General features: G+C 70.3%; 21 protein-coding genes. 10 read left to right on the top strand and 11 right to left on the bottom strand.

Annotated elements, in window-relative coordinates:
- Positions 1–3 precede the first annotated feature (3 nt).
- From CBF90_RS14535 to CBF90_RS14515, 5 genes are all read left to right on the top strand, one after another.
- On the top strand, positions 4–477 hold the full coding sequence (locus tag CBF90_RS14535) for an acyl-CoA thioesterase (RefSeq protein ID WP_023954135.1): 474 nt from the start codon (positions 4–6) through the stop codon (positions 475–477).
- 165 nt (positions 478–642) lie between these two features.
- Positions 643–1,668, top strand: a complete 1,026-nt coding sequence (locus tag CBF90_RS14530) for a helix-turn-helix domain-containing protein (protein ID WP_206780508.1) — start codon at positions 643–645, stop codon at positions 1,666–1,668.
- A gap of 19 nt (positions 1,669–1,687) precedes the next feature.
- Entirely contained in the window at positions 1,688–3,088 is a 1,401-nt protein-coding gene (locus tag CBF90_RS14525; RefSeq protein WP_088380939.1) for a PqqD family peptide modification chaperone, read from the top strand.
- A gap of 151 nt (positions 3,089–3,239) precedes the next feature.
- The gene (locus CBF90_RS14520; protein ID WP_023954141.1) at positions 3,240–3,893 is read left to right on the top strand and encodes a hypothetical protein; all 654 of its coding nucleotides are present in this window, start codon (positions 3,240–3,242) and stop codon (positions 3,891–3,893) included.
- 129 nt (positions 3,894–4,022) lie between these two features.
- Positions 4,023–4,988 carry a helix-turn-helix domain-containing protein gene (locus CBF90_RS14515; protein WP_088380938.1) on the top strand — a complete coding sequence of 322 codons (966 nt, stop codon included), beginning with the start codon at positions 4,023–4,025 and terminating at the stop codon, positions 4,986–4,988.
- Positions 4,989–4,997: 9 nt separating this feature from the next.
- On the opposite strand, the gene lepB is transcribed toward CBF90_RS14515, so the two are convergent.
- The 6 genes from lepB to CBF90_RS14495 form a co-directional block, all read right to left on the bottom strand.
- Entirely contained in the window at positions 4,998–5,627 is a 630-nt protein-coding gene (gene lepB / locus CBF90_RS14510) for a signal peptidase I (protein WP_277921439.1), read from the bottom strand.
- An 87-nt stretch (positions 5,628–5,714) separates the two neighbouring features.
- Positions 5,715–7,238 (bottom strand): polysaccharide biosynthesis tyrosine autokinase, encoded by a 1,524-nt coding sequence (locus tag CBF90_RS14505; protein WP_088380936.1) that lies wholly within the window; start codon positions 7,236–7,238, stop codon positions 5,715–5,717.
- Positions 7,229–8,185 carry a nucleotidyltransferase family protein gene (locus tag CBF90_RS14500; RefSeq protein WP_088380935.1) on the bottom strand — a complete coding sequence of 319 codons (957 nt, stop codon included), beginning with the start codon at positions 8,183–8,185 and terminating at the stop codon, positions 7,229–7,231. Before CBF90_RS14500 ends, CBF90_RS14505 begins: the two co-directional genes overlap by 10 nt.
- 161 nt (positions 8,186–8,346) lie before the next feature.
- Positions 8,347–8,496, bottom strand: coding sequence for a hypothetical protein (locus CBF90_RS18465; RefSeq protein WP_023954151.1), 150 nt, complete (start codon positions 8,494–8,496; stop codon positions 8,347–8,349).
- Between the two features lie 47 nt (positions 8,497–8,543).
- Entirely contained in the window at positions 8,544–8,699 is a 156-nt protein-coding gene (locus CBF90_RS18460) for a hypothetical protein (protein WP_157096448.1), read from the bottom strand.
- Positions 8,696–9,367 (bottom strand): hypothetical protein, encoded by a 672-nt coding sequence (locus tag CBF90_RS14495; protein WP_088380934.1) that lies wholly within the window; start codon positions 9,365–9,367, stop codon positions 8,696–8,698. The genes CBF90_RS18460 and CBF90_RS14495 overlap by 4 nt, the downstream gene beginning before the upstream one ends.
- Before the next feature lie 365 nt (positions 9,368–9,732).
- Between CBF90_RS14495 and CBF90_RS14490 the strand changes: the two genes are divergently transcribed.
- Positions 9,733–10,593, top strand: a complete 861-nt coding sequence (locus CBF90_RS14490) for a helix-turn-helix transcriptional regulator (protein ID WP_137750743.1) — start codon at positions 9,733–9,735, stop codon at positions 10,591–10,593.
- Here CBF90_RS14490 and CBF90_RS14485 read toward each other — a convergent pair.
- Entirely contained in the window at positions 10,569–11,879 is a 1,311-nt protein-coding gene (locus tag CBF90_RS14485; protein WP_023954155.1) for a UDP-glucose/GDP-mannose dehydrogenase family protein, read from the bottom strand. The genes CBF90_RS14490 and CBF90_RS14485 overlap by 25 nt on opposite strands.
- A gap of 137 nt (positions 11,880–12,016) precedes the next feature.
- On the opposite strand from CBF90_RS14485, the gene CBF90_RS14480 reads away from it, so the two are divergent.
- A complete protein-coding gene (locus CBF90_RS14480) occupies positions 12,017–13,477 on the top strand; it encodes a YdiU family protein (protein WP_088380932.1) in 1,461 nt (486 codons plus the stop codon).
- Between the two features lie 127 nt (positions 13,478–13,604).
- Positions 13,605–14,201 (top strand): excalibur calcium-binding domain-containing protein, encoded by a 597-nt coding sequence (locus tag CBF90_RS18820; RefSeq protein ID WP_242435687.1) that lies wholly within the window; start codon positions 13,605–13,607, stop codon positions 14,199–14,201.
- 16 nt (positions 14,202–14,217) lie between these two features.
- On the opposite strand, the gene CBF90_RS14470 is transcribed toward CBF90_RS18820, so the two are convergent.
- Positions 14,218–15,153 (bottom strand): aldo/keto reductase family oxidoreductase, encoded by a 936-nt coding sequence (locus CBF90_RS14470; RefSeq protein WP_088380931.1) that lies wholly within the window; start codon positions 15,151–15,153, stop codon positions 14,218–14,220.
- A 77-nt stretch (positions 15,154–15,230) separates the two neighbouring features.
- On the opposite strand from CBF90_RS14470, the gene CBF90_RS14465 reads away from it, so the two are divergent.
- A complete protein-coding gene (locus CBF90_RS14465) occupies positions 15,231–15,719 on the top strand; it encodes an SRPBCC family protein (RefSeq protein ID WP_023954159.1) in 489 nt (162 codons plus the stop codon).
- A gap of 42 nt (positions 15,720–15,761) precedes the next feature.
- Here CBF90_RS14465 and CBF90_RS14460 read toward each other — a convergent pair whose 3' ends face one another.
- Together CBF90_RS14460 and CBF90_RS14455 are read right to left on the bottom strand one after the other, a co-directional pair.
- A complete protein-coding gene (locus CBF90_RS14460; RefSeq protein ID WP_242435686.1) occupies positions 15,762–17,180 on the bottom strand; it encodes an HNH endonuclease signature motif containing protein in 1,419 nt (472 codons plus the stop codon).
- A 211-nt stretch (positions 17,181–17,391) separates the two neighbouring features.
- Positions 17,392–18,957 carry a fibronectin type III domain-containing protein gene (locus CBF90_RS14455; RefSeq protein ID WP_141097177.1) on the bottom strand — a complete coding sequence of 522 codons (1,566 nt, stop codon included), beginning with the start codon at positions 18,955–18,957 and terminating at the stop codon, positions 17,392–17,394.
- Between the two features lie 201 nt (positions 18,958–19,158).
- On the opposite strand from CBF90_RS14455, the gene CBF90_RS14445 reads away from it, so the two are divergent.
- A complete protein-coding gene (locus CBF90_RS14445) occupies positions 19,159–20,235 on the top strand; it encodes an ECF transporter S component (RefSeq protein ID WP_088380928.1) in 1,077 nt (358 codons plus the stop codon).
- Positions 20,236–20,307: 72 nt separating this feature from the next.
- On the opposite strand, the gene CBF90_RS14440 is transcribed toward CBF90_RS14445, so the two are convergent.
- Complete coding sequence (locus CBF90_RS14440; RefSeq protein ID WP_088380927.1) at positions 20,308–21,681, bottom strand: ATP-binding protein; 1,374 nt, start codon at positions 21,679–21,681, stop codon at positions 20,308–20,310.
- Positions 21,682–21,693: the final 12 nt, after the last annotated feature.

Genomic DNA, 21,693 nt, shown 5'->3' with positions numbered 1-21,693 from the left:
TGGATGAACGTGAGCGATCAGACGAGTTCCGAATGGCCCTGGTCAGAGGGCGGCATCAACTTCCACACGCGCAAGTGGGTGCGACCGGAAGACCTCAACGCCAACGGCACGCTCTTCGGTGGAAGCCTTCTCCGCTGGATCGACGAAGAAGCGGCGATCTACGCGATCATCCAGCTCGGCAACTATCGAGTGGTGACCAAGCTGATCTCGGAGATCAACTTCGAGTCGTCGGCGCTGCAGGGCGACCTCATCGAGATGGGACTGACGGCGACGCACTTCGGGCGCACCTCGCTGACGATGCGGGCCGTCGTGCGCAACATGATCACGCGCAAGCGGATCCTCTCGATCGAGCGGCTCGTGTTCGTGAGCGTCGACGAGGAGGGGCAGCCGATCCCGCACGGCTACTCCGCCATCACGTACGACCGAGACCGGATGCCGCGCGAGCACCCGAAGACCGACTCGGTGCGCCTGCCCTGAGGCGCGCGATCCGCGTGATTCCGGGCTGTCCAGATGGTCGAGCCGCGCCCGGGCCGTGTCGGGGCCGTGTCGGCTTGGTGCGTCGAGCCCGGTGATGGTGCACTGAGCGACGTGAATGAAACGCATGAAGCCGGATCGCCCGAGGTCGGAACACACAAAGGCGACGTGGGGCGCTTCCTCGCCGGCGCCCGGCGGGCGGCCGGGCTCACGCAGAAGGAGCTCGCCGCGCGCGTCTTCGTGACCGAGTCGGCGGTGTCGAAGTGGGAGCGCGGGCTGTCGTACCCCGACCTCGCGACGCTCGGCCCGCTGGCACGAGCGCTGGGAGTGACCGAGGGCGAGCTCGTCAGCGCGAGCGCAGACGACCGCGGACGTCTCGACGCGCACCAGGCCCGCGTGCATCGCCGGTGGCGGGCAGCCGTGCTCTGGACGACGATCGGTGCGTACGCCGTCGCGCTGGTCGCGACCTTCGTGACGAACCTCGCGGTCGAGCACACGCTGTCGTGGTTCTGGATCGTCGCGCCGGCGGTCGCCCTGGCCTTCTCGCTCACCACGCTGCCCCTGCTCGTGACCGGGCGGCGCGGCTGGACGACTCTCGCGGCGGCGCTCGGCTCGCTCGGCCTGCTGCTCGCCTCGATCGAGGCGCTGACCTCGGCGGGGTTCCTCGGCGTCACCGGCGCTGCGATCCTGTTCGCGGTCGTCGTGATCTGGGGCCCGCTCGCGCTGCGATCGTTCGGGTCGCCGGGGTTGCGTCGACACGCCGCCGTGATCGCGGTGCTCGCGGATGCTGCGGCAGTGACGGCGTTCCTCGCGGTGGTCCTGTGGGCGGCCGGCGACGCCGATGCGTTCGGCGGCATCGTGCTTCCGCTGGTGGGATTCGGCGCGGCCATCGCCTTGCTCGTCGTCGGGGTGCTCCGGTATCTGCCGTTGCGCGGACTGCTCCGAGGAGCGAGCGCCTGCGTCATCGGCGCGGCATTGGCCGTGTCAGCCGGGCCGGTCGTCGATGTCGTGCTGGACCACACACCGTTCGAGCTCGCCCCCGTCGATCTCGCGACCTGGTCCGCGGTCACGCTGAACGGCAACATCACCGCCGTGATCGCGTTCGCATTCCTGGCGACTGCTCTTCTTCTTGTCGGGGTGTCCGTCGTGTCCGCGCATCGCGCGCGTCCGGAATCCGATGCGGTGACGGTGTGATCGACCATAGGCTACGAGGGTGTCGCCGCTTCCTCTCGTCTCCGCGCTCGGATGCGCGGTGCGGATCGACGCCGATGACCGCGCGGACGGCGACATCGAGGCGATCGTCCGGGCATGGCGCGACGCCGAGGCGACTCCGGACGATCCCCTGCCGGCGGCTCACCGCAGCGTTGCGCTGACGCGCGGCGAGCTGCGGCGCGAGCTCGCCGCGCTGTCGCAGGCCGTGACGCTGGCCGCGATCGAGGCGAGGCGTGGTGAGCTATGGATGCTGCACGCCGGTGGTCTGGCCGACGACGAGGGAAACGTCGTGGCGGTCGTCGGGCCGTCGGGGCGGGGCAAGACGACCGCGACGCGCGCGCTCGCCGCCCACTACGGCTACGTGACCGACGAAACGGTCGGGATCACGGACGACGGGACGGTGCTGCCCTACCGCAAGCCGCTGTCGATCATCGAGGATCCGGCAGGGGAAAAGGCCCAGCGTTCGGCATCCGAGCTCGGGCTGCGCCCCCTGGCGGCACGACCGTTGCGCTTGAGCGCGATCGTCCTGCTCCACCGGGTACCGGGCGGGCCCGAGGTTCCGGTGCTGGAATCGTGTGCGCTGGGCGACGTGCTTCCCGAGCTCGTCGAGCAGACCAGCTATCTCGCGGACCTGCCTGCGCCGCTTCATCGGATCGCTGCGCACGTCGCCGCCATCGGCGGGGTGCATCGCGTGACCTACAGTGAGGCCGAGACCCTCGCCGCGGCCCTGGCGCCTCTGTTCCGGCGGGGCGACGTCGTGGCGACGCTGCCCGTCGCGGACGCGAAGCCGCTCACGGCGGAGGTCGAGACCGACCTGGACCCGGCAACAGGGACGACCTGGTGGCGCGGTGCCCATCTCGACGCGATCGCGCTCGGCTCGCCGACGGACGGTGCGGGTGAGCGGCTCGCCCTGTTGCAGCCGGAGCCCGCGGGCGGAGCGACGCTCCACATCATCGACGGCATCGGCCCGGCCCTCTGGCGGGCGGCCGACGGACGTTCGGCCCGAGCACTCGCCGAGGCGGTGGTCGCGGCCCACGGGGCGCCGCCGAGAGGCGACGCCGAGGCTGTCGTGGGCGCCGCGCTGGACGCGCTCGGTGCCGCGGACGTCGTGGTGCGCGAGCCGTCCTGGCGGACCCGGGCGGATGCCGCCTGGACGTCGAGCGACGACGGATTCGTCGCGCTGTCGCTCGCGCGCGGTGGATCTCCCGAGCCGGTCGCATTGCGCGACACGGCAGCGATCATCTGGTCGGCACTGACGACCGCGCGCGGTGCGACGGCGGAGTCGCTGGTGCGGGTGATCGCGGAACGCGGCGACGTCGACGGCACCGAGATCGATCGCGACGTACGCGCGTTCCTGCGGTCGCTCGCCGAGCGCGGGCTCGCCGAGCCGTATCTGCCCTGACGGGGCTCCGGCACACCCGCGCGGCGTCCGACTCCGACACTTCGCGACACCGATCGTGACCTGAGCGACGGATGCCGGCGCAGCCATCGACGACGTTCGTGGGCGGCGAAAAAGTACGGGAAAACCTCTCATTCCGACCTGAGGAGATCCCGTGACCGACGTCACCCCCGCCCGCCGCGAGTCCGACGGCATCGACCGTCGCACGATCATCAAGGGCGCCGCGTGGGCCGTCCCGGTGATGGCCGTTGCGGTCGCAGCACCCCTGGCTGCGGCATCCGTCAACAACTCCGGCCTGGCGGTGACGAACACCCAGACGGGCCTGCTCTCGCTGAACCTGTTGGACGGCGGGGGCACGCTGACCGCGACCGCGCTGACGACGGTGCCGACGGAGTTCACCATCACCAACGGCGCGGGTGCGATCAACCAGACCGCGACGGTGACGGTCACCGTCGGACGTCCCTCCGGTATCAACCTGCCCGTCGGACGCGCGCGCGGGTTCGGCGTCTACAGCCTCAACGGCGTGCCGTCGACAGCCGGGCAGCGGACGGCGGTGTACCAGAGCGCCGCGATCGTCGGCCAGTACGGCTTCCCGCTGACGACCTTCACGACGACTCTCCCCGTGAACATTCCCTCCAACGGAACGCAGACAGTGCCGTTCGTGCTCGGTCTCGCGGGCAACTCGACCGGTGTCTCCATCTCGGCTCTCGCGACTTTCCCGGTCACGATCGTCGTCGATTTCGGCAACGGCCTGACCCGCACAGCCACCTCGAGCGTCACCGTCCCGGTGGGTGCGGGGATTCTCTAAGTAGTCATGACCGTAGCGTCCGCGGGTGCGGGCTGTGCCCCGAATGCGTAGTCCGCGCCCGCGGATCCAGTGCGGGAGGGCCGATCGGTCGCTCCTACGCTGTGAGGCGATCGAGGGGGGAGGTGCAGCGTGAGCTACGAGCGCTACCCGAGTGCGCCGGGAACGCCGCCCCCCTCGTCGCGTCGGCCGGGCGAACCCTTCGCGGGCCGCCCAGCCGACACTCTCGCCCTCGAGTCGGTCGTGCTGAAGCGATACGAGCTCGCACGCGGCGCCGAGCGCGTCGTGCCGACGAGTGAGTCCCCCGTCCTGCATTGCATGCTCGTCGCGGCCGGGAGCGTGAGTGTCGCACCGACGCTCGATTCGCGCCGACGCCATCGTGCCGACGCTGGCCGGGGTCTCTTCCTGCGCTCGCGCTCCGACTATCTGCTCGCCTGGTCGGATGAGGCTGAGGTCATCGTGGTGTCGGCACCCGAGGCCGTGGTCGCCGCCTTCGGCGCTCCTCTCGACGAGAGCGACGGACCGCTGTTCGCGGGCGACTCGGCCCTGGTCACCCCCGCGACCGCCTACTTCCGTTCCCTGCTGTCCGGGGCGGCCCGGCCCGGACGTGTGGCGACCTACGCCCTGTCGCGGTTGAGCGAGGAGATGGTCGGCAGCCTGTTCCTCGAGCGAGCGAGCGTGGGAGCGGGGCCGGTCAAGGTGCAGCCCTCGCTCTACCGCCGCGCCCTCGCCCTCATCGCCTCGCGGCGCGCCGACTCCGAGCTGACGGTGCCCTCGCTCGCGGCCGAGCTCGCGGTGTCCCCCCGGCATCTGCAGCGGGCGTTCTCCGAGCAGGGCACCTCGCCCGCTACGGAGATCCGTCGCCTTCGCGTCGAGCTCGCCGTGCAGCTGCTGACGGAACAACGCTACGACGTGCTGTCCGTCGAGGAGGTGTCGCGATTCGCCGGCTTCACGAGCGCCGACGATCTTCGCCGAGCGTTCCGGCTGCAAGGGGAGCCCTCGCCGACCCGAGTGCGTGCGCAGCGCCGGGCCCCGCGCACCGACCGTCGCGGACTGCATGCTCTGCCCGCGCTCGCGGCGCCCGCGGCGCCCGCGTGAGGCCGACGCCTACGGCATCCCCCATCGGGTCACCGGCCAGAAGCGGAAGAATGCTTCGCCGATGATCTGTTCTCTATCCACCGGTCGTGCGCACGAGGCGGTGTCGGCGCTGGCACCGCCTCGGCACGCCGCGAGCGAGTCGGCAGAGTTCGCGCGGCTGTCGCCCAGAAGAATGTACTCGTCGGAACCAAGGTGGATGGGAGGGAAGCAGCGCGACGAACGGGGGGCGGTGTCGCAATCGAGCACACCGGACTCGAACGGAAGATCGTGCGTGACGTAGGGCTCGTCGAGCGGCTCGTCGTCGATCGTCAGTCGGCCGACGGCGTCGCAGCACGCGACCGTCTCACCGGGGCCGGCGACGATTCGCTTGACCAGTGCGTCGCCGTTGCTCGGGCCGAAGCCGAAGACGTCGCCGAACCACCCGGCGGCCGCGCGCCACGGGCTCTTCTCTGCCCGTGGTGCGTCGCGCCATGACTCGGGGCGCTCGAACACGACGACGTCGCCGCGGCTCGGAGGGCCGGCGATGCCGAGACGGTCGACGAGGATGCGATCGCCCGGCATGAGGGTCTGCTCCATCGAGGCGGAAGGCACCTGGTACACCTTGACGGCGAACGACTGCACGAGCGCGATCACCAGCACAGCCGCCGCGAGGTGTGCGAGTGGATGGCTCGCTGCACGTCGCCAACGTCGGCGTGCCGGGGCGGCGTCGGGCGAGGCCGTCACGGTTCAGCGCCGGGCGCGGCGTGCTCGCCGCCCATCGGGCAGGACCTGCCCGCCGACCGTGACGACACGTGAAACCGCTGCGGTCGCCGGCGTCGGAGCCAGATCCGGCACGGTGTCGGCATCCTCGGTGCGGTAGTAGGCGCCGGTGTACTGGTAGCCGTAGTACGCCGCGCCGCTGCCCTTGCGCGGCACACGGTTCAGGACGACACCGAGAGCACGGCCGCCGGCGCGCTCGAGATTCTGCTGCGCCTTCTTCAACGCGTCGAAGGTGGTGCGGCCCACGGTGGTGACGATGATCGCCCCGTCGGTGCGGTTGGTGAGGACCGCGGCATCCGTCACCGGGATCAGCGGCGGTGCGTCGACGATGACCACGGCGTCGCGACTGAGGGTCTCCATGAGGTCGCGCATGCGCTGGGATCCCAGGATCTCGCTGGGATTCGGCGGGATCTTGCCGGCAGCCACGACCCGCAGCGAGCCCGACCGGCCGACCGGCTGCGCGACGTCGTCGAACGTGGCACGGCCCGCCAGGATGTCGGTCAGGCCGGCGTCACCGATGAGGTGGAAGATCGTCGCGACCATCGGCCGGCGCAGGTCGCCGTCGATCAGGACGACCTGCTGCCCGCTCGCCGAGAGCGTGATGGCGAGGTTCGCGGCCGTCGTCGACTTGCCCTCGCCGGGGAGGGGACTGGTGACGACCAGGATGCGGGGCGGGTTGTCGACGTCCATGAACTGGATGTTGGTACGCAGCTCGCGCACCGCCTCGGAGACCGCGTACAGGTGGACGTTCCTGCTCGACGATGTGTTCGCGCCGTCGAACGGGATCAGCCGGTTCTCGGCGGTGAAGGACTTCTCGTCCGGGATCGCACCGACGACGTTGAGCCGCGTCTCCCGCTCGACGCCCTCGGCGGAGCGGATGCGGCGATCCAGAGTGAATCGCAGCAGAGCGTAACCGATGCCCACGACGAGGCCCACGAGGCCACCGATGGCCAGCGCGAGGCGGACGTTCGGGGAGCTGGGGGTGGTGGGAAGACGCGCCGAGTCGGCGGTGACGAGCGTGATGCCCGGGTTCACACCCGTGCCGCCGGACTCGATGTTCTCGATCTCGATCTGCATGCCGCGGATCCAAGCCCCCGCGAGGTCGCGCGCCGCCTCCGGGGTCGGCCCCGTTGCGTCTACCTTGATGACGACGGTGTCGAGCGGGTTCGAGACCGAGACGCGGCGAACGAGGCTCTCCGGGCTCACATCCAGGCCGAGCTCTTCACGAGCATGCTCGCCGACGGCGCGCCAGGTGCCGACGTCGACGTAGGACTTGACCTTCGACTTCGCGAGGTTGTCGCTGACGTACTCCGAGCTGCTGTCGTTCTGCCCCTCGGCTTTGACCGGCGTCACATAGCCGCTCGCATCGGCGGTGTAGACCTTGGGCTGGATCAGCGTCCAGGCGAACGCGACGACGACGCCGAGGATCAGGCACAACGACAGCGCGATCCAGTGCGCCCGCAGGATCCGCAGATAATCTCTCAGTTCCACCGTGGTCCCCCCGGCTCGATGCTCGTGTTTCGAGTGTTCAGCGTCATGGCCCCCAGTGCTCGCGGCACGGAGCGGACTCCGCGGCCCCAGCGCCGCAGGCGTGCTGCGGTGCGCCCGACTGTCGTGTCGACGGTCTCGGGCCGGCTCAGGAGGAGATCGGAGCGGCTCGGCCAGATCGCGCGGGACGCGATGACGGCTCGGTCCAGGCCCCGAGCGTCACGCAGAGCCGCGAACCAGAAGTACGACCCGAACGACCCCGAGGCGACCCGCTCGCGCCACCGCCGCGCCGCAGCCGAATCGCGCTCGCGGGGATCGACGGGCACGACCACGCCCATGCGTCGGAACACCTCGGCCAGTGTCGCGGCCGTTCCTGTCCTCGATGCGAGGCCGGGCAGGTGCGCCCGTTCTGCGGGTGTCAGGACGACCTTCACGAGAGCTTCGAGCTCGGTGACGTGACGCGCCTGCCGTCGAGTACCGCGCAGGGAGTGGAGCGCGAGAATGACGATGTTGGACAGGCGCGAAGGCACGGTGCAGGAGCGCTGAGCAAACACGCTGGTCTCGTGCTCGGCCCAGAGGGCGTCGAATGCGGTACCGGGGTCGACGAGCATGCCCGGGTAGTGACGGTGCACGTCGAGGTCGCACGGCCAGTAGGGGTGAAGGAACGTGCTCGAATGGACGCTCGTGAGCCGTCCGATGAGCGGTGCCGGGCGCTCCTGCCATCCGCGCGCGACGATCTCGGCGCACAGCCGGTCGAACGCGACCGGATCGACGAGGACGTCGACGTCGGAGGACGTGCGTTCGGCGCGCAGTCCCTGTCGCGACAGCGTCGGCCCCTTGAGGAAGAGCACGCGGACACCGAGGCCGTCGGCGAGCTCCTGCACCCATGCATGACCGAGGTCGACGCCGCTGCGAAGAGCGAGGTTCAGCGCTGTCTGATGTGGGGGCATGTGTCTCTCGGGTCGGTGGTGGGGCTCATTATCCCGACAGCCCGCGCCTTCCGATCAGCGTCCCAGCGACAGATCCGAGAGCCGATCAGCGTCTGAGCGACACGATCGCCTCGCCAGGCAGTGCTGGGGCGACATCGCGCCCTCTCATGCGGTCACGGCCGTCACCGCGGCGTCAGGAGAAGCGTCGTGACGAACACTCCCAGAGCCACGATGACGACCACGACGACGACGATGGCCCAGCCCGGAAGCCCGCCGTAGTCGCGGGTCCACCAGGACTGGCTGCCGTAATCGGAACGCCGTGATCGCTTCATGGCGGCAACGGTACGCCCGGTTCGGGCCTGATCGGGTGTCGGGCGGGTTACAAGTCGAGGATGATCGCGAGGGAGAACAGGAGGGTGCTCGCGATGGCGGTGAGCATGACGGCCAGCCCCCAGCCGGGAAGACCGCCGTACTCTCGACGCCACCACGACGTGTGTCCATCGTGTCCGCGGCGTGCCCGCGTGCTCGTGGTCACAGGATGCCGGCGCCCAGCGGAACGCTGATCGACGTCTGAGCCTGGTACGTGGGGCCGCTCGCGAAGGCCACCGTCAGCGTGACCGGGAAGGTTGCAAGCGCGCTCACCGCGATTCCGGAGTTGGATCCGGACAGGCCGAACTCGACGGGGATGCTCAGCGTCCCGTTCGAGGGCACGGACACGGCACGGGTCGTGACGAGGGTGGTCACCGGGAAGCCCACGCGCGCCCCGAGGAGTGTGTTGTAGCTGACCGCGTTCTGCGCTGCGACATCGGTGTCCCCCAGCGTGGCGACGCCGAACCCACGGGCGCGGCCGACGGGCAGATTGAGCCCTGAAGGACGACCGACGACGATCGTGATCGTCGCGGTGTCGTCGATGGCTCCGGCTCCGTTCGTGATCGTGAACTGGGTGGGCACGGTGATGAGCGCACCGGCTTGGACGGCGCTGGCGCCGTCGAGCACCCGCAGGCTCAGCAGACCCGTCTCGTCGTCGGTCCACACGAGTCCCGCGTTCTGGACGGAGGCGGATGCGAGCGGCGCGGCGACGCTGAGGGCGATGACGGGGGCAGCCCACGCGACACCCTTCATGAGCGTCCGGCGGTTCACGCCGGCGTCGGGCGCGGGGGTGATTTCGGGAGCGTTGTCGGCAGGGCCGTCGGTCAGCGACATGGTGTTCTCCTGGTAAACGTGCATCGGGTCTGCCCGAAGCGTTGCGCTTACGCGATGGAGCGGTGACGAGAATGACGGAATCCGGCGGCATCCGTCACAGATCGGTCGCCAGGCGTCAGACGCGACTCCCCGCCCCGGGGGCGAGTGCGCTCGATGGAGCAGCTGCGGGGTGGCGCTCAGCGACAATTGCGTGACGTCGTGCGACACGCGTCGCCCGGTCGCCGGGGAGTGCACCGCGGGGGTGGTGACAATGAGGAGAACGGGAGGGGGCAGCCGTGCGTGATCTCATCGCTGGGGACGGTGCATCCGATAGCTGGTCACGAGGTCCGCGACGACTCGACGTCATCTCGACCCAGGGTGTGCGCGTGGCTCACATCGAACTGCGTCGCGTGCAGCTGGGCCCGGGGGCGGTCACGCTTTCGCCGCTGCGAGAGGAATCAGCGCTCGTCGTGTTCCCCTCGGACGGCGGCGCGTTGATGAGTCGGGCTCCGATCACCGAGCCTGCGCGGCGGCTCGAGACGGGCGAAGCGATCTTCCTGTCGACGCGCGTGCCGCACATGGCGTGGTGGGAGGAGGAGATCACCCTCCTCGTCGTGAACGTGTCAGCCCGGGAGGAACCGGCGAGGGTCCTCCCGGACACGCATCTCGTCGAACCCACGCGACGCTACCTCGAGTCGCTCCTCGACACCGACGCGGGCGTCGACGCGGCGACGCAGCATTCTCTCGCCTGCGCGGCGGAGCACATGATCGACAGCCTGTTCGCCGAGCGCGCGGCCCGGGAATGGGTGCGCTCACGAATACCGATGTCGCTGTTCTCGCAGGCCTCATCGATGATGGCGGCGACCCGCGCCGACCCGTCCGTCACGCCCGAGTCGATCGCGGCGCACCTGGCGGTGTCGATGCGGCACCTGCAGCGCGCCTTCCAGGCGCACGCGACATCGCCCTCGGGCGAGCTGCGGCGGCTCCGGCTGGACCTCGCGGTGCAGCTGCTGCGAGCCGACCGCGACCGCGCGCTCACGGTCGCCGAGGTAGCCAGCCGGGCCGGCTTCCACAGCATCGATGCGTTTCGCCGTGCGCTCCGTATCGAGAACCTGCCCTCGCCGACGGAGCTGCGCGACTCCGACATCCGCGTCGAGAACCCGCGACGCAACGGGTGGCGACTGCTGGGCGTCCCGGGAACATCGGGCCGTGCGACGTCGGATCAGGGGCGCCCCATACCCCGGTAGTCCCAGCCGGCTGCACGCCAGGCGGCGGCGTCGAGGCAGTTGCGGCCGTCGACGATGAGCCGGCCGGAGGTGAGGGTCGCGGCGTGGGCCGGGTCGAGCTGACGGCGGTACTCATCCCACTCGGTGACGACGATGACGGCGTCGGCGGCGCGCAGCGCCTCGTCGCGGTCCTCGACGTAGTTGAGCTGCGGGTGGACGCGGCGGGCGTTCTCGATCGCTTCGGGGTCGGTCACGGTGACCCACGCCCCGAGGCCGTGCAGCCGGACGGCGACGTCGAGGGCAGGGGAGTCGCGGGTGTCATCGCTGTGCGGCTTGAAGGCGGCGCCGAGGACGGTGATGTTCTTCTTGAACACCGATCCGCCGAAGGCGTCGACCACGAGGTCGACGGCGCGATCGCGCCGGCGCATGTTGATGGCGTCGATCTCGCGGAGGAACGCGACGGACTCGCCACGGCCGAGCTCCTCGGCACGGGCAGAGAAGGCGCGGATGTCCTTCGGCAGGCAGCCGCCGCCGAAGCCGATGCCCGCTCCGAGGAAGCGGCGGCCGATACGGGCGTCGTGCCCGATCGCGTCGGCGAGCGTCGTGACGTCGGCGCCGGTGACCTCGGCGATCTCGGCCATGGCGTTGATGAAGCTGATCTTCGTCGCGAGGAAGGCGTTGGCGGCGACCTTGACGAGCTCGGCGGTGGCGAGGTCGGTGACGATGAACGGCGTGTTCTTGGCGACCGAGGGGTGGTACACCTCGCGCAGGATGTCGGCGGCGCGCTCGCCCTCGGCGCCGGTGGGGACCCCCGCGACGAGACGGTCGGGGTCGACGGTGTCCTGCACCGCCCAGCCCTCGCGCAGGAACTCCGGGTTCCAGACGAGCGTGGCACCGGTGGGGGTCACGCGCTCGGCGAGCGTGGCGGCGGTGCCGACGGGGACCGTCGACTTGCCCGCGACGATGTCGCCCTCGGCGAGGTGCGGGATGAGCGCGTCGACGGCGGCGTTGACGTAGGTGAGGTCGGCGGCGTAGCCGTCCTTCTGCTGCGGGGTGCCGACGCCGATGAAGTGGACGGCGGCGCCGGCGGCATCCGCCATGTCGGTCGAGAAGCGGAGCCGGCCCGACGCGAGACCCTCGCTCAGGATCTCTTGCAGACCGGGCTCGAAGAACGGTGCCTCTCCGTTCGAGAGGGAGGCGATCTTGCGCTCGTCGACGTCGATCCCGACGACCTCGTGCCCGATGGATGCCATCGCTGCGGCGTGGACCGCTCCGAGGTAACCGCAACCGATGACCGACAGACGCATGGTGCTCGCTCTCTGCGGCCCCGAGCGGACCGCCACACATTCCTATCAAGAACGCATGACGGATGTGTAAACCGCTCCCGTGAACGACGGTGTCGCAGCGCGGCCCTCGGTCGTCGCAGCGCGCGTAGCCTCGGTGCATGCATCCCGTCACGCTCACGCTGTCGCACGACTTCGCCGACGCGTTGCCCGCGCTCGCGCGGCCGTGGTCGGCCGACCCGGCGCCGGAACCGCGGCTGCTCGTGCTCAACGAGGGGCTCGCCGGCGAGCTCGGACTGGATGCCGGGTTCCTGCGCAGCCCCGCGGGGGTCGACCTCCTCGTGGGCGCCGCGCTGCCCGACGGTGCGCAGTCGGTCGCGCAGGCGTATGCCGGTCACCAGTTCGGGGGGTTCTCGCCCCGCCTGGGTGACGGCCGGGCGCTGCTGCTCGGCGAGCTGACCGCACCCGACGGCTCGTTCCGCGATCTGCACCTCAAGGGTTCCGGGCCGACGCCCTTCGCGCGCGCGGGTGACGGGCTCGCCGCGGTCGGCCCGATGCTGCGCGAGTACGTCATGAGCGAGGCCATGCACGCCCTCGGCATCCCGACGACCCGCTCGCTCGCCGTCGTCGCGACCGGGCGCGAGGTGCAGCGCGAGACGGCGCTCCCGGGCGCCGTGCTGGTGCGGACCGCATCGAGTCATCTGCGCGTGGGCAGCGTCGAGTTCGCGCGGGGGACCGGCGACATCGCGGTGCTGCGTTCCGTCGTCGACTATGCGATCGCGCGGCACCACCCCGAGGCGGCGGGCGAGGAGATCGCCGCGCTGGGACTGTTCCGCGCGGTCGTTCGAGCACAGGCCGACCTCGTGGCCCGATGGATGCTGGTCGGCTTCATCCACGGCGTGATGAACACCGACAACATGACCCTCTCGGGCGAGACGATCGACTACGGTCCGTGCGCGTTCCTCGACGCGTACGACCCGGCGACCGTCTACAGCTCGATCGACACCGGCGGGCGCTACGCCTACGGCAACCAGCCCTACATCGCGGAGTGGAACCTCGCCCGGCTCGCCGAGGCGATGCTGCCGCTGTTCGACGACGAGCTCGAACGCGCGGTCGAGCTGGCGCAGGGCGTGCTGGCGGAGTTCCGGCCCCGGTTCGCCCAGGCACGGGCCGCCGGCATGCGGCGCAAGCTCGGCCTCGCCGAAGCGCGAATCTCCGATGAGCAGGTCGAGGCGCTCGCCGGCGACTTCCACGAGATGCTCGAGCGGAAGCGCGCGGACTACACCTCGACGTTCCGGTCGCTGGCGGATGCCGCGCGAGGCGACGCCGCCGGTCTCGAGGCGGCGCTCGGCGGGGACGCGGCGCTGGCCGGCTGGTTGGGCCGGTGGCGGGCCCACGATCCCGACGCCGAGGTGATGGATGCCGCGAATCCGATCTACGTGCCGCGGAACCACCTCGTCGAGGAGGCGCTCGCCGCGGCGACCTCCGGGGACCTCGAGCCGCTCGGCTGGCTGACGACGGTCCTGTCGACGCCGTTCACAGCGCGCCCGGGCGCGGAGCGGTACGCTCAGCCCGCAGGTCCGGACTTCGCGGCCGGCTACCAGACGTTCTGCGGGACCTGACCGGAGCGGAACGCGACGCCGCCGATCCGCATTGCGACGCTCGGGCGAGCGGCCGTGGTGCAGTGACGCTCGGCCCGCGATGATGACGGCGGGGCTGCGCGGGGGTGCGGCGATGGGGGAGAAGTACATGTCCGAATCCAGCCTGCGTACCGACAGCAAGCCGACGTTCCTCGCGCGTCCGATGTCGCGCAAGGCGGCGCTGATCACGTCGGCATCCGCGCTGGTCGCCGGACTGCTACTCGGCGGCGGGGCCGGCGGCGCCGGAGCCCAGTCCGAGGTGACGTCGCTGAAGGATCAGGTGACCTCGCTTGAGACGGACGTCGCCGACGCCGAGACCGTCGCTGTCGAGAACGACACCGCGCTGACCGAGGCCCGCGCGGATCTCGACCGAGCGCTCGGGGACCTCGCCGCGGCGACTGCGTCGCTCAAGACCGCCACCGACCAGGTGACCGAGATGCAGACTGCGGCGACGGCGTCGCAGACCGAGCTCGACGCCCGCGCCGCGCGGATCGCGGATCTCGAGGGTCAGCTGTCGGCCCGGACGGTGCAGGCACCCGTTGCTCAGGCGCCTGTTGCTCAGGCGCCCGCCGCGCAGGCGCCGGCATCCGTGTACTACGACAACTGCACGGCGGCCCGGAATGCAGGTGCCGCCCCCGTCCGAGCGGATGACCCCGGTTACGGGCGGCACCTCGACCGCGACGGCGACGGCATCGGCTGCGAGTAGGCAGGGCTCGCCGGGCTCAGGGCACCTTGTGCCCGGCGGCTTGGATGAGTCCGTACCACTCGCCCCGCGTCAGGGGGATGTCGCTGCCCTCGGCGGCATCCGCGACGCGCTGAGGATTCGTCGTGCCGAGCACGACCTGCATCCCGGCAGGGTGGCGGGTGATCCATGCGGTCGCGATGGCGGTCGGGGTAACGCCGTACTTGGCGGCCAGTTCGTCGAGCTTGGCGTTGAGCTCGGGGTACTCCTCGGCGCCGAAGATGACGCCGTCGAAGAAGCCCTTCTGGAACGGCGACCACGCCTGGAGCGTGATGCCGTTGACACGCGAGTAGTCGACGAGTCCGCCGCCGTCACGGGTGATCGAGTCGTCTTCGCCGGCCATGTTCGACGCGAGCCCTTGGGCGATGATCGTCGAGTGCGTGATCGACAGCTGCACCTGGTTCGCGACGAGCGGCTGGGTCACCGCCGTCTTCAACAGGTCGATCTGACGGGGCGTGTGATTCGAGACGCCGAAGGCGCGGACCTTGCCCGATGACTCGAGGTGGTCGAACGCGCGGGCGACTTCGTCGGGTTCGACGAGAGCGTCGGGACGATGGAGCAGCAGCACGTCGATGCGGTCGGTGCCGAGCGCTTCGAGCGACTCCTCGGCGGAGGTCACGATGTGCTCGTACGAGTGGTCGAAGTGCCAGTCGTCGGCGACGATGCCGGTCTTGGTCTGCAACGTGATCTCGTCGCGCTCGGATGCCGTGAGCTTGAGCGCTTCGGTGAAGCGCCGCTCGCACGCGTGGCGCGAGGAGCCATAGAGGTCGGCGTGGTCGAAGAAGTCGACACCGACCTCGCGGCAGCGGTCGTAGAGGGCTCGGATGTCGTCGTCGGAGAGCTCCTCGATCCTCATCATGCCCGCGACGACGTTGGGGACCTGGATGTTGCTCCGACCGAGGGGGACGCTGCGCATGATTCTCCGTTGATTCAGGGGCGGGACGGTGGTGCTGCTCTTTCAGTATGCGCGCCGGACCGTGCCACGATGGGAGAGTGCCGGTCGTCGAGTCGCGTTGCGTCGTGCCTGTGCCCGCCGACGTCGCGTTCGCGGTGTCGCAGACGCAGGGCGCGGTGCGCAAGCGGTGGGATCCATTCATTCGGCGACAGCACCTGATCGGGGCGGAACGGCCCGCGAAGGGCGTCCGCACGTACACCGTGCAGCGCTTCGGGCTGGCAATGGAGAGCGAATACGTCTCGTACAACCCGCCGTCGAACGTCGGGATGAAGATGACGAAAGGTTCGTGGTTCTTCGCGCGTATGGGCGGCGGGTGGCGGTTCAGTCCGGTCGAGGGCGACCCATCGCGTTCGTTGGCGGTGTGGCGCTACAACTTCGCCTGCCGCCCCGCGTGGCTCGCGCCGCTCGCGGAGCGCATCGGCAGCGTCATCCTGCAGCGCGACATCGACCGTCGGATCGCCGGCTTCGCGCGCGGATGCGAGGATCCCGTCGTGCTCGCTGAAGCGGAGCGCCTCCGGATCGCATAGACGGCCGCGCCGGGGCGCCGGCGAGTTCGTGAAGAGCCCGGGTCAGAAGGGCGGTGGCTCGTCCCTGCCAGCCCCGGGTGGCGGACTGGCGGGATCGGGAACGAAGCACACGGACGGAACCGGCACGTCTTCTCGGTAGATCCGGCCGAGGGGTGAGGTCCATTCGAGAACCCCGCCGCCGATCTGTCTGACTTCCCATTTCGTGAATTGCTTCATGGAGTGGTGTCGTTGGCACAGGTGGGCGAGGTTGAAGATGTGGGTGTGCCCGCCGAGGGCGTAGTCGATGGTGTGGTCGAGCTCGCAGCGGATCGCCGCCCTCCGGCATCCGGGGAACCGGCAGTGCTGATCTCTCGCCTTGAGCAGTCTGCTCATCGCCGCGGTGGGTCGGTAGGTGTCGACCTCGACCGGTGTGCGGGTGATGGGATCGACGAAGAGCCGGTTCCAGATTCTCGCCCGGCCGGCGAGCTTGCGGGCGGTGTCGGCGTCGATGAGCGCGGCGCCTACCAGTTCGGCGGGGGCCTCGTCGGCGCCGGTCACCGTCTCAGAGGTCAGCGTCACCTGTACCTGCGCCCGGATCGCACCCAGCGGCCCCGCGGCGTCGCTGCCAGAGGTGGGGTCGACGACCGGAGCGCCGCCGAGCAGCAGGTCGCCGAGGATGTCGGCGCGCAGCTGATCCATCGTGCGCTCGTCGGGCGCCGCGGCATCCGCATCCGCAGACTCCGCACCCGCGGCACCATCACCCGCAACGGCAACTCCCGGCGCAGCATCCGCGGGTGGAGACCCGTCGGTGGCGCGCGCATCCTTGACGGACTGCGCCATGGCGGTGAGGCGGTCGTGGATGCCTGCGGCGATGACGGTCGGCAGGGTGGCGCCGAGCTCGGACATGCCGTCGGTGCCGTGGGTCACCCAGACGCGTCGCTTCGCCGTTGCCGTGCGGTGCCGCTCGGCGAAGGACTCGGATCCCATCCGGGCAGCCAGGTTGCGGAGCGCCTCGCGCACCCGTGACGCGATGTCACGCTCGCAGATCGAGATCGCCTGCAGCGCGTAGTCGTCGCGGATGTCGTCGGCGAGGCCGCATCCCATCCGGACGACCGCATCGACATGGTCGCGCGTGATGCGCTGCTGCTCCCACGCCTCAAACACAGCGGGGTAGTCGTCGACGATGGTCAGTGCGTGGTCGATCTCGCTCTGCACGCGGCGGTCGTGCGAGCGTCGCACTCCGGCGACCTCGGCGGCGATCGAGCGCATCTCCATGTCGGAGCCCATACCGCGCGGCCGCGTTCGCGAGCGCGCTGCCTGCCGGAGGGCGCTGCGCCCCGCCTCGGCGAGAGCGCGCGTCATCGCGATGTGGGCCGCGTGAAGCAGTTCGTCTGCTTCGGAGACCCGGTCGACGACACCGGCGTATGGCGACGCCGACGAGCCGGCCTGCGGTTCGTATGAGCTGTCGCCGTTCGATGCCATGTTCCCATTCTGCCCAAGGGGTCGGACATTGACATCGAGTATCCGTATATGTGTGGAGAAGTTTCTCGTTGTCGAATTGTGGAGGAATCGGCGGCCTCTGTCGGACGGCGCACGCGGCGAAATGCGGGCGAAGCGAAATGGCGCAGTGAAAGCATGTGCGGGGCACCGCCCCCCATGGTCGGTGCCCCGCACATCGTTCTCTCGATGAGCGTCAGTCGACGACTCGTCGTCTCGCGATCACCAGCCCGCCGGCCGCGAGAAGCGCCGCAGCCCACACAGCGAGCTCCCACGGCGCCGCACCGCCGGTCGATGCCAGAGCGCGCGTCTTCGCCGCCGACGCGACAGAACCCGCAGCCGAGGTCGCGCCGTCTCGGCCCTCCGACGCAGACCCGTCAACCCCAGCCCCAGACCCGTCAACCCCAGCGCCAGACCCGGCACCCGCTCCGGCCCCAGCGCCGGGCCCACCCGGGCCACCGGTGGCGGGCGGAGTGGTCACCTCAGCGGCGCGCACCTCGACAGGGCTCCAGCCGAGCGTGCTGCCGTCGTCCGCGGTGAGTGCGAGGCGGTGGGCGCCCGCGGGGATGTCGGCGGGAAGTGCGAACGTCGCGATGCCGTCTGCCGTGACCGTGGCCACGCCCAGATATCGCGGCTCGGAGAACAGCCACCCGTGGACCGCCATACCCGCCAGCTCGCGTCCGACGTTCGCCGTCACCGTGGTGCCGGGGACGGATGCGCCGTTCACGACGACCCCGCCGCGGTTATCGCCGGTCAGCGCGTCGGGATCGGGCGCGGCCGGTCCGGTGACGGGACTCGTGGATGCCTGCACCGAGACGGGCGCGCTCTGCCCCGCGGCGTTCCGGGCGACGACCGTCAGCGTGTATGTCGTCGAGGGCTCGAGGCCGGTGAACCCGAAGCGTCCGAGACCCTGCACGTCGTCGACCTCGCGCGTTTCGGTGCGGCCGCCGCCCGTGAGGGTCGCGGTGTAGGTGGTGGGCAGATAGAACGGCCAGACCCCCTCCGGGAACGGGTTCTGCAGCGGGGCCGCCCAGATCTCGCCGAGCAGCGCCGTGGGGCTACTGTCACGGATCGTCACCGTCGGCTCGCCGGGAACCTCCGGCACCGCGAACCGAATGTCGCGGGCGCCCGTCGAGCCGTGACTGTTGTGCAGGCTCGCCTCAATCTCGTACGTGCCCGGCTTCAGCCCGGTCAGGATGAAGACGGTCCGGGTCGTCGAGGTGCGCGTGATCGGCTCGCCGCCGTCCATGGGACGGACGATGAGCTCGTATCGCTCGATCGGTCCGCGCTCGCCGATCGGGCCGACGCCGATCTCTGCGCCATCGACCCGGATGCTGATCGTGACTCCCGTCTGCGGCGGCAGATCGGCGACACTGTCGTCGTCATCGTGGCCAGCGCCGGACCCGTCGTCATTCACGTAGCCGGGCACCGCACTGGCTGCCGCGGGCTCAGCGGACTCCGGTGCGGGTGCGGGTGCGGGTGCGGATGCGGATGCGGGTGCGGGTGCGGATGCTTCGGCGGTGACGCGCTCCGCGGCATCCGGTTCCCCAACCGGCTCCGCGGCTTCCGGGTCCGCAACCAGCGCCTCAGCCACCACCTCGGCAGCTGCCACCTCGACTTCGGCTGCCGCGGTCGGCCCCGCCGGATCAACGCCTCCGGCCGGTTCGTCGGCATGCGCCGGGAGCGCTATACCGGCGACGACGAGCGTCGCTGCGATCAGGGCGGCCGAGGCCGCGGCGAGGGAGGGATGTCTTCTCTTCATGGATCCTCATCGAGAGCGAATCGCGACCCGCGCCCCAGTCGGCGAGCCGTCCCTCTCACGCTGGCATCGGTCGCCCGACGACGCGGGCCGTTCGGGCCCGCAACGCGCGTGTGCGAACAATCCCGAACACCCCGGCGGCCAGTGTCGATAGAGTGATCGCCGCGGGGCGAGGGGATCCGCCGCGCGTATGCGGTTTGCGACATGCATCCGCTCGAGGGCGGGGGAGCGCACGTGCAGGACGATGACACGCGATTCGGCGAGCCCGATTCACTCGACGCGATCGCGCGGGATCTGCTCGCGCTGAAGGATGCCGCCGGGCCGGTGTCGTACGCCGAACTCGTCCGTCGCATCGCACAACTGCGCGTCGAGAGGGGCGTCAACCCGGCGGCCGCCACGCCTCCGCGTACCACGGTGTACGACGCGTTCCGGCCGGGCCGGGCCCGGGTCGACATCGGGCTGCTGCGCGACATCGTGCTGGCGCTCGGCGCAGATTCAGACGAGGCCGACCGCTGGATCCGTCGTTATCAGCAGGCACGCCGGCCCGATGATGTGGCTCCCCGGGTCTCGCCGCCGCGGCGTCCCCGCCCCGCGAGCGAATCGCCGGTCGCGCCGACCTCGCTGACAGCGCCGCCCCCGCTCGTCTCCCGGCGAACGCAGGCGCTGATCATGTTCGGCTGCCTCATCGTCAACTTCATCGGCATGTCGACGGTGCAGCTGCTCCACTTGCCGATCTACCTCGACATGGCGGGCACCGCGGTCGCGGCGATGGTCTTCGGTCCCTGGGCGGGAGTCGTCGTCGGGCTCAGCACGAACGTGTTCGGATTCGTCGTGGGCGCCCCGGGGGCGGCTCCCTTCGCGCTCGTGAACGTCGCCGGAGCGCTCGTGTGGGGGTACGGCATCCGCCGGTTCGGCATGGGAGCCGACCTCTTCCGCTACGTCAACCTCACTCTGCTCGTGGCGGTGGCGTGCTCGCTGGTGGGTGCTCCGCTGGGCGTCCTCATGTTCGGCGGGTACTCCGGCCACGGTTCCGACAACGTCACCTCGTCGATCGCCGGACTCGGCCTGCCCGTCGTCGCCGCGGCCTTCTCGGCCAACATCCTCACGTCGGTCATCGACAAGATGCTCTCGGGGTTCATCGCCCTCGTCGGCATCGCGATGCTGCGCAGCCGGGTGAGCATCCCCACCGCGCAGATCCCGCTCGTCGAGCGGCTGATCGTGCAGAGCGGACAGGTCTCGGGCAACCGGAACGGCTGGTCGCCCGGAGCGCTCGCGCGCTGACGTCGCTCGCGTTCCACCGCCCGACTCGAGGCGGAGGTGCGCTGACCGGTGGCCGGCCCATCGACGGCCTCTTCAGCCGCCCGCCTCGGCACCGAGCATCCGCCGTGTGAGGTGCTGGCGTGAGTCCATAAGCCCGTCGAGCGCGCGAGCGAGATGCTCATCCGTCACAGGCTGGCTTTCGATCGCGGCGGCGAGCACAGCACGGCGGATGAGCTCCCTCGCGAAGGACCCCGTGACACCATCGGTGGCGGCAGCGGCCGAGCTGATCGCTGCATCCGAGAAGGGCAGACCTCCGGCGTAGCGGCGCAGCAACTGTTCGCGCTCACGGCGACCGGGACGGGGGATCTCGACCGCGAGGTCGACGCGTCCCGGTCTCTCCGCGAGAGCGGGCTCGAGGACCTCGACCCGGTTCGTCGTCATCACGAACGTGACGTCCGCGTCGCCCGCAAGCCCGTCGAGCGCTTCGAGCACTTCGAACAGCAGCGGCTGCGGAGACATGTGTCGCTCCATCGCGACGAGGTCGATGTCTTCGAGAACGACGATCGAGGGCTGGAATGTGCGCGCGATCTCGGTCGCATATGGGATGAACCGGATGCTATCGCCGGTCAGCAGCACGACGGTCGCTTCCGTCGCGCGGCTTGCGAGATGCCGAATGGTGAGTGTCTTGCCGGTTCCCGGAGGGCCGTACAGCAGGACGCCGCGCTTGAGATGCTGCCCCGTCCGGAGTAACTCGTCCCGGTGCTCGCCGATGCCGACGACGTGACGCACGACCTCGTCGAGCACACCGTCGGCCAGGACGATGTCATCGGCCGCCACCGACGGCCGCGGCAGGAACGTGGCGCCTGCCTCGTGGCCGAACTGCGTCGGCTGGAAGGAGAGCACCTGGCCGCGCAGCACGCTCTTTTCGATCATCACTTCGCGTACCCGTGCAAGGAACGCGCCTGTGACGTCGTGGTCGCCGGCCAGCACCTCGAGGGTCGCCGAGTCGCGACCGGAGCGGGGGGACGCCGCGCGCTGCAGCACCGCGAGGGGAGTCCCCTCGAACACGAGGAGCCAGATGCCCATCGCCACGACCCGGCGCGTGCTCGACGGTCCGCTCGCGCGCTCGGCGTAGTCGACCGGACCCGTCTGAAAACGCGCGTACGGGTTGGCGATCAGCTCGGCGAAGCTCTGATGCAGTCGCTGCTCACCACCACCGACGCCGATGAGCGTCCCCTCCGCCCCGGCCAACGTCTGGAGTGCGATGTCTGCATCGACGAGACGATGATCGGCGATCGACTCCGCGACCACCGCGATCTGCGACGCATCCGCACCCACATGCTCGGAGATGACGTCGCCCAGCGGTGTTCGTTTCACCGCGTGCTGGTCGTCGCTCTCGGACGCGGCGACGCGCTTCAGGTAGGCCGCGACGGCGTGGAGCATCTCGCGGTCGAGTTCATCGGTCATGAGGCTGCCTCC

The organism is Microbacterium sp. AISO3, from assembly GCF_002204305.1.
GTDB classification, from domain to species: Bacteria; Actinomycetota; Actinomycetes; order Actinomycetales; family Microbacteriaceae; genus Microbacterium; species Microbacterium arborescens.
The sequence above is the reverse complement of the archived record's forward strand: the minus strand, read 5'-3'. Positions and strand labels throughout refer to the sequence as shown.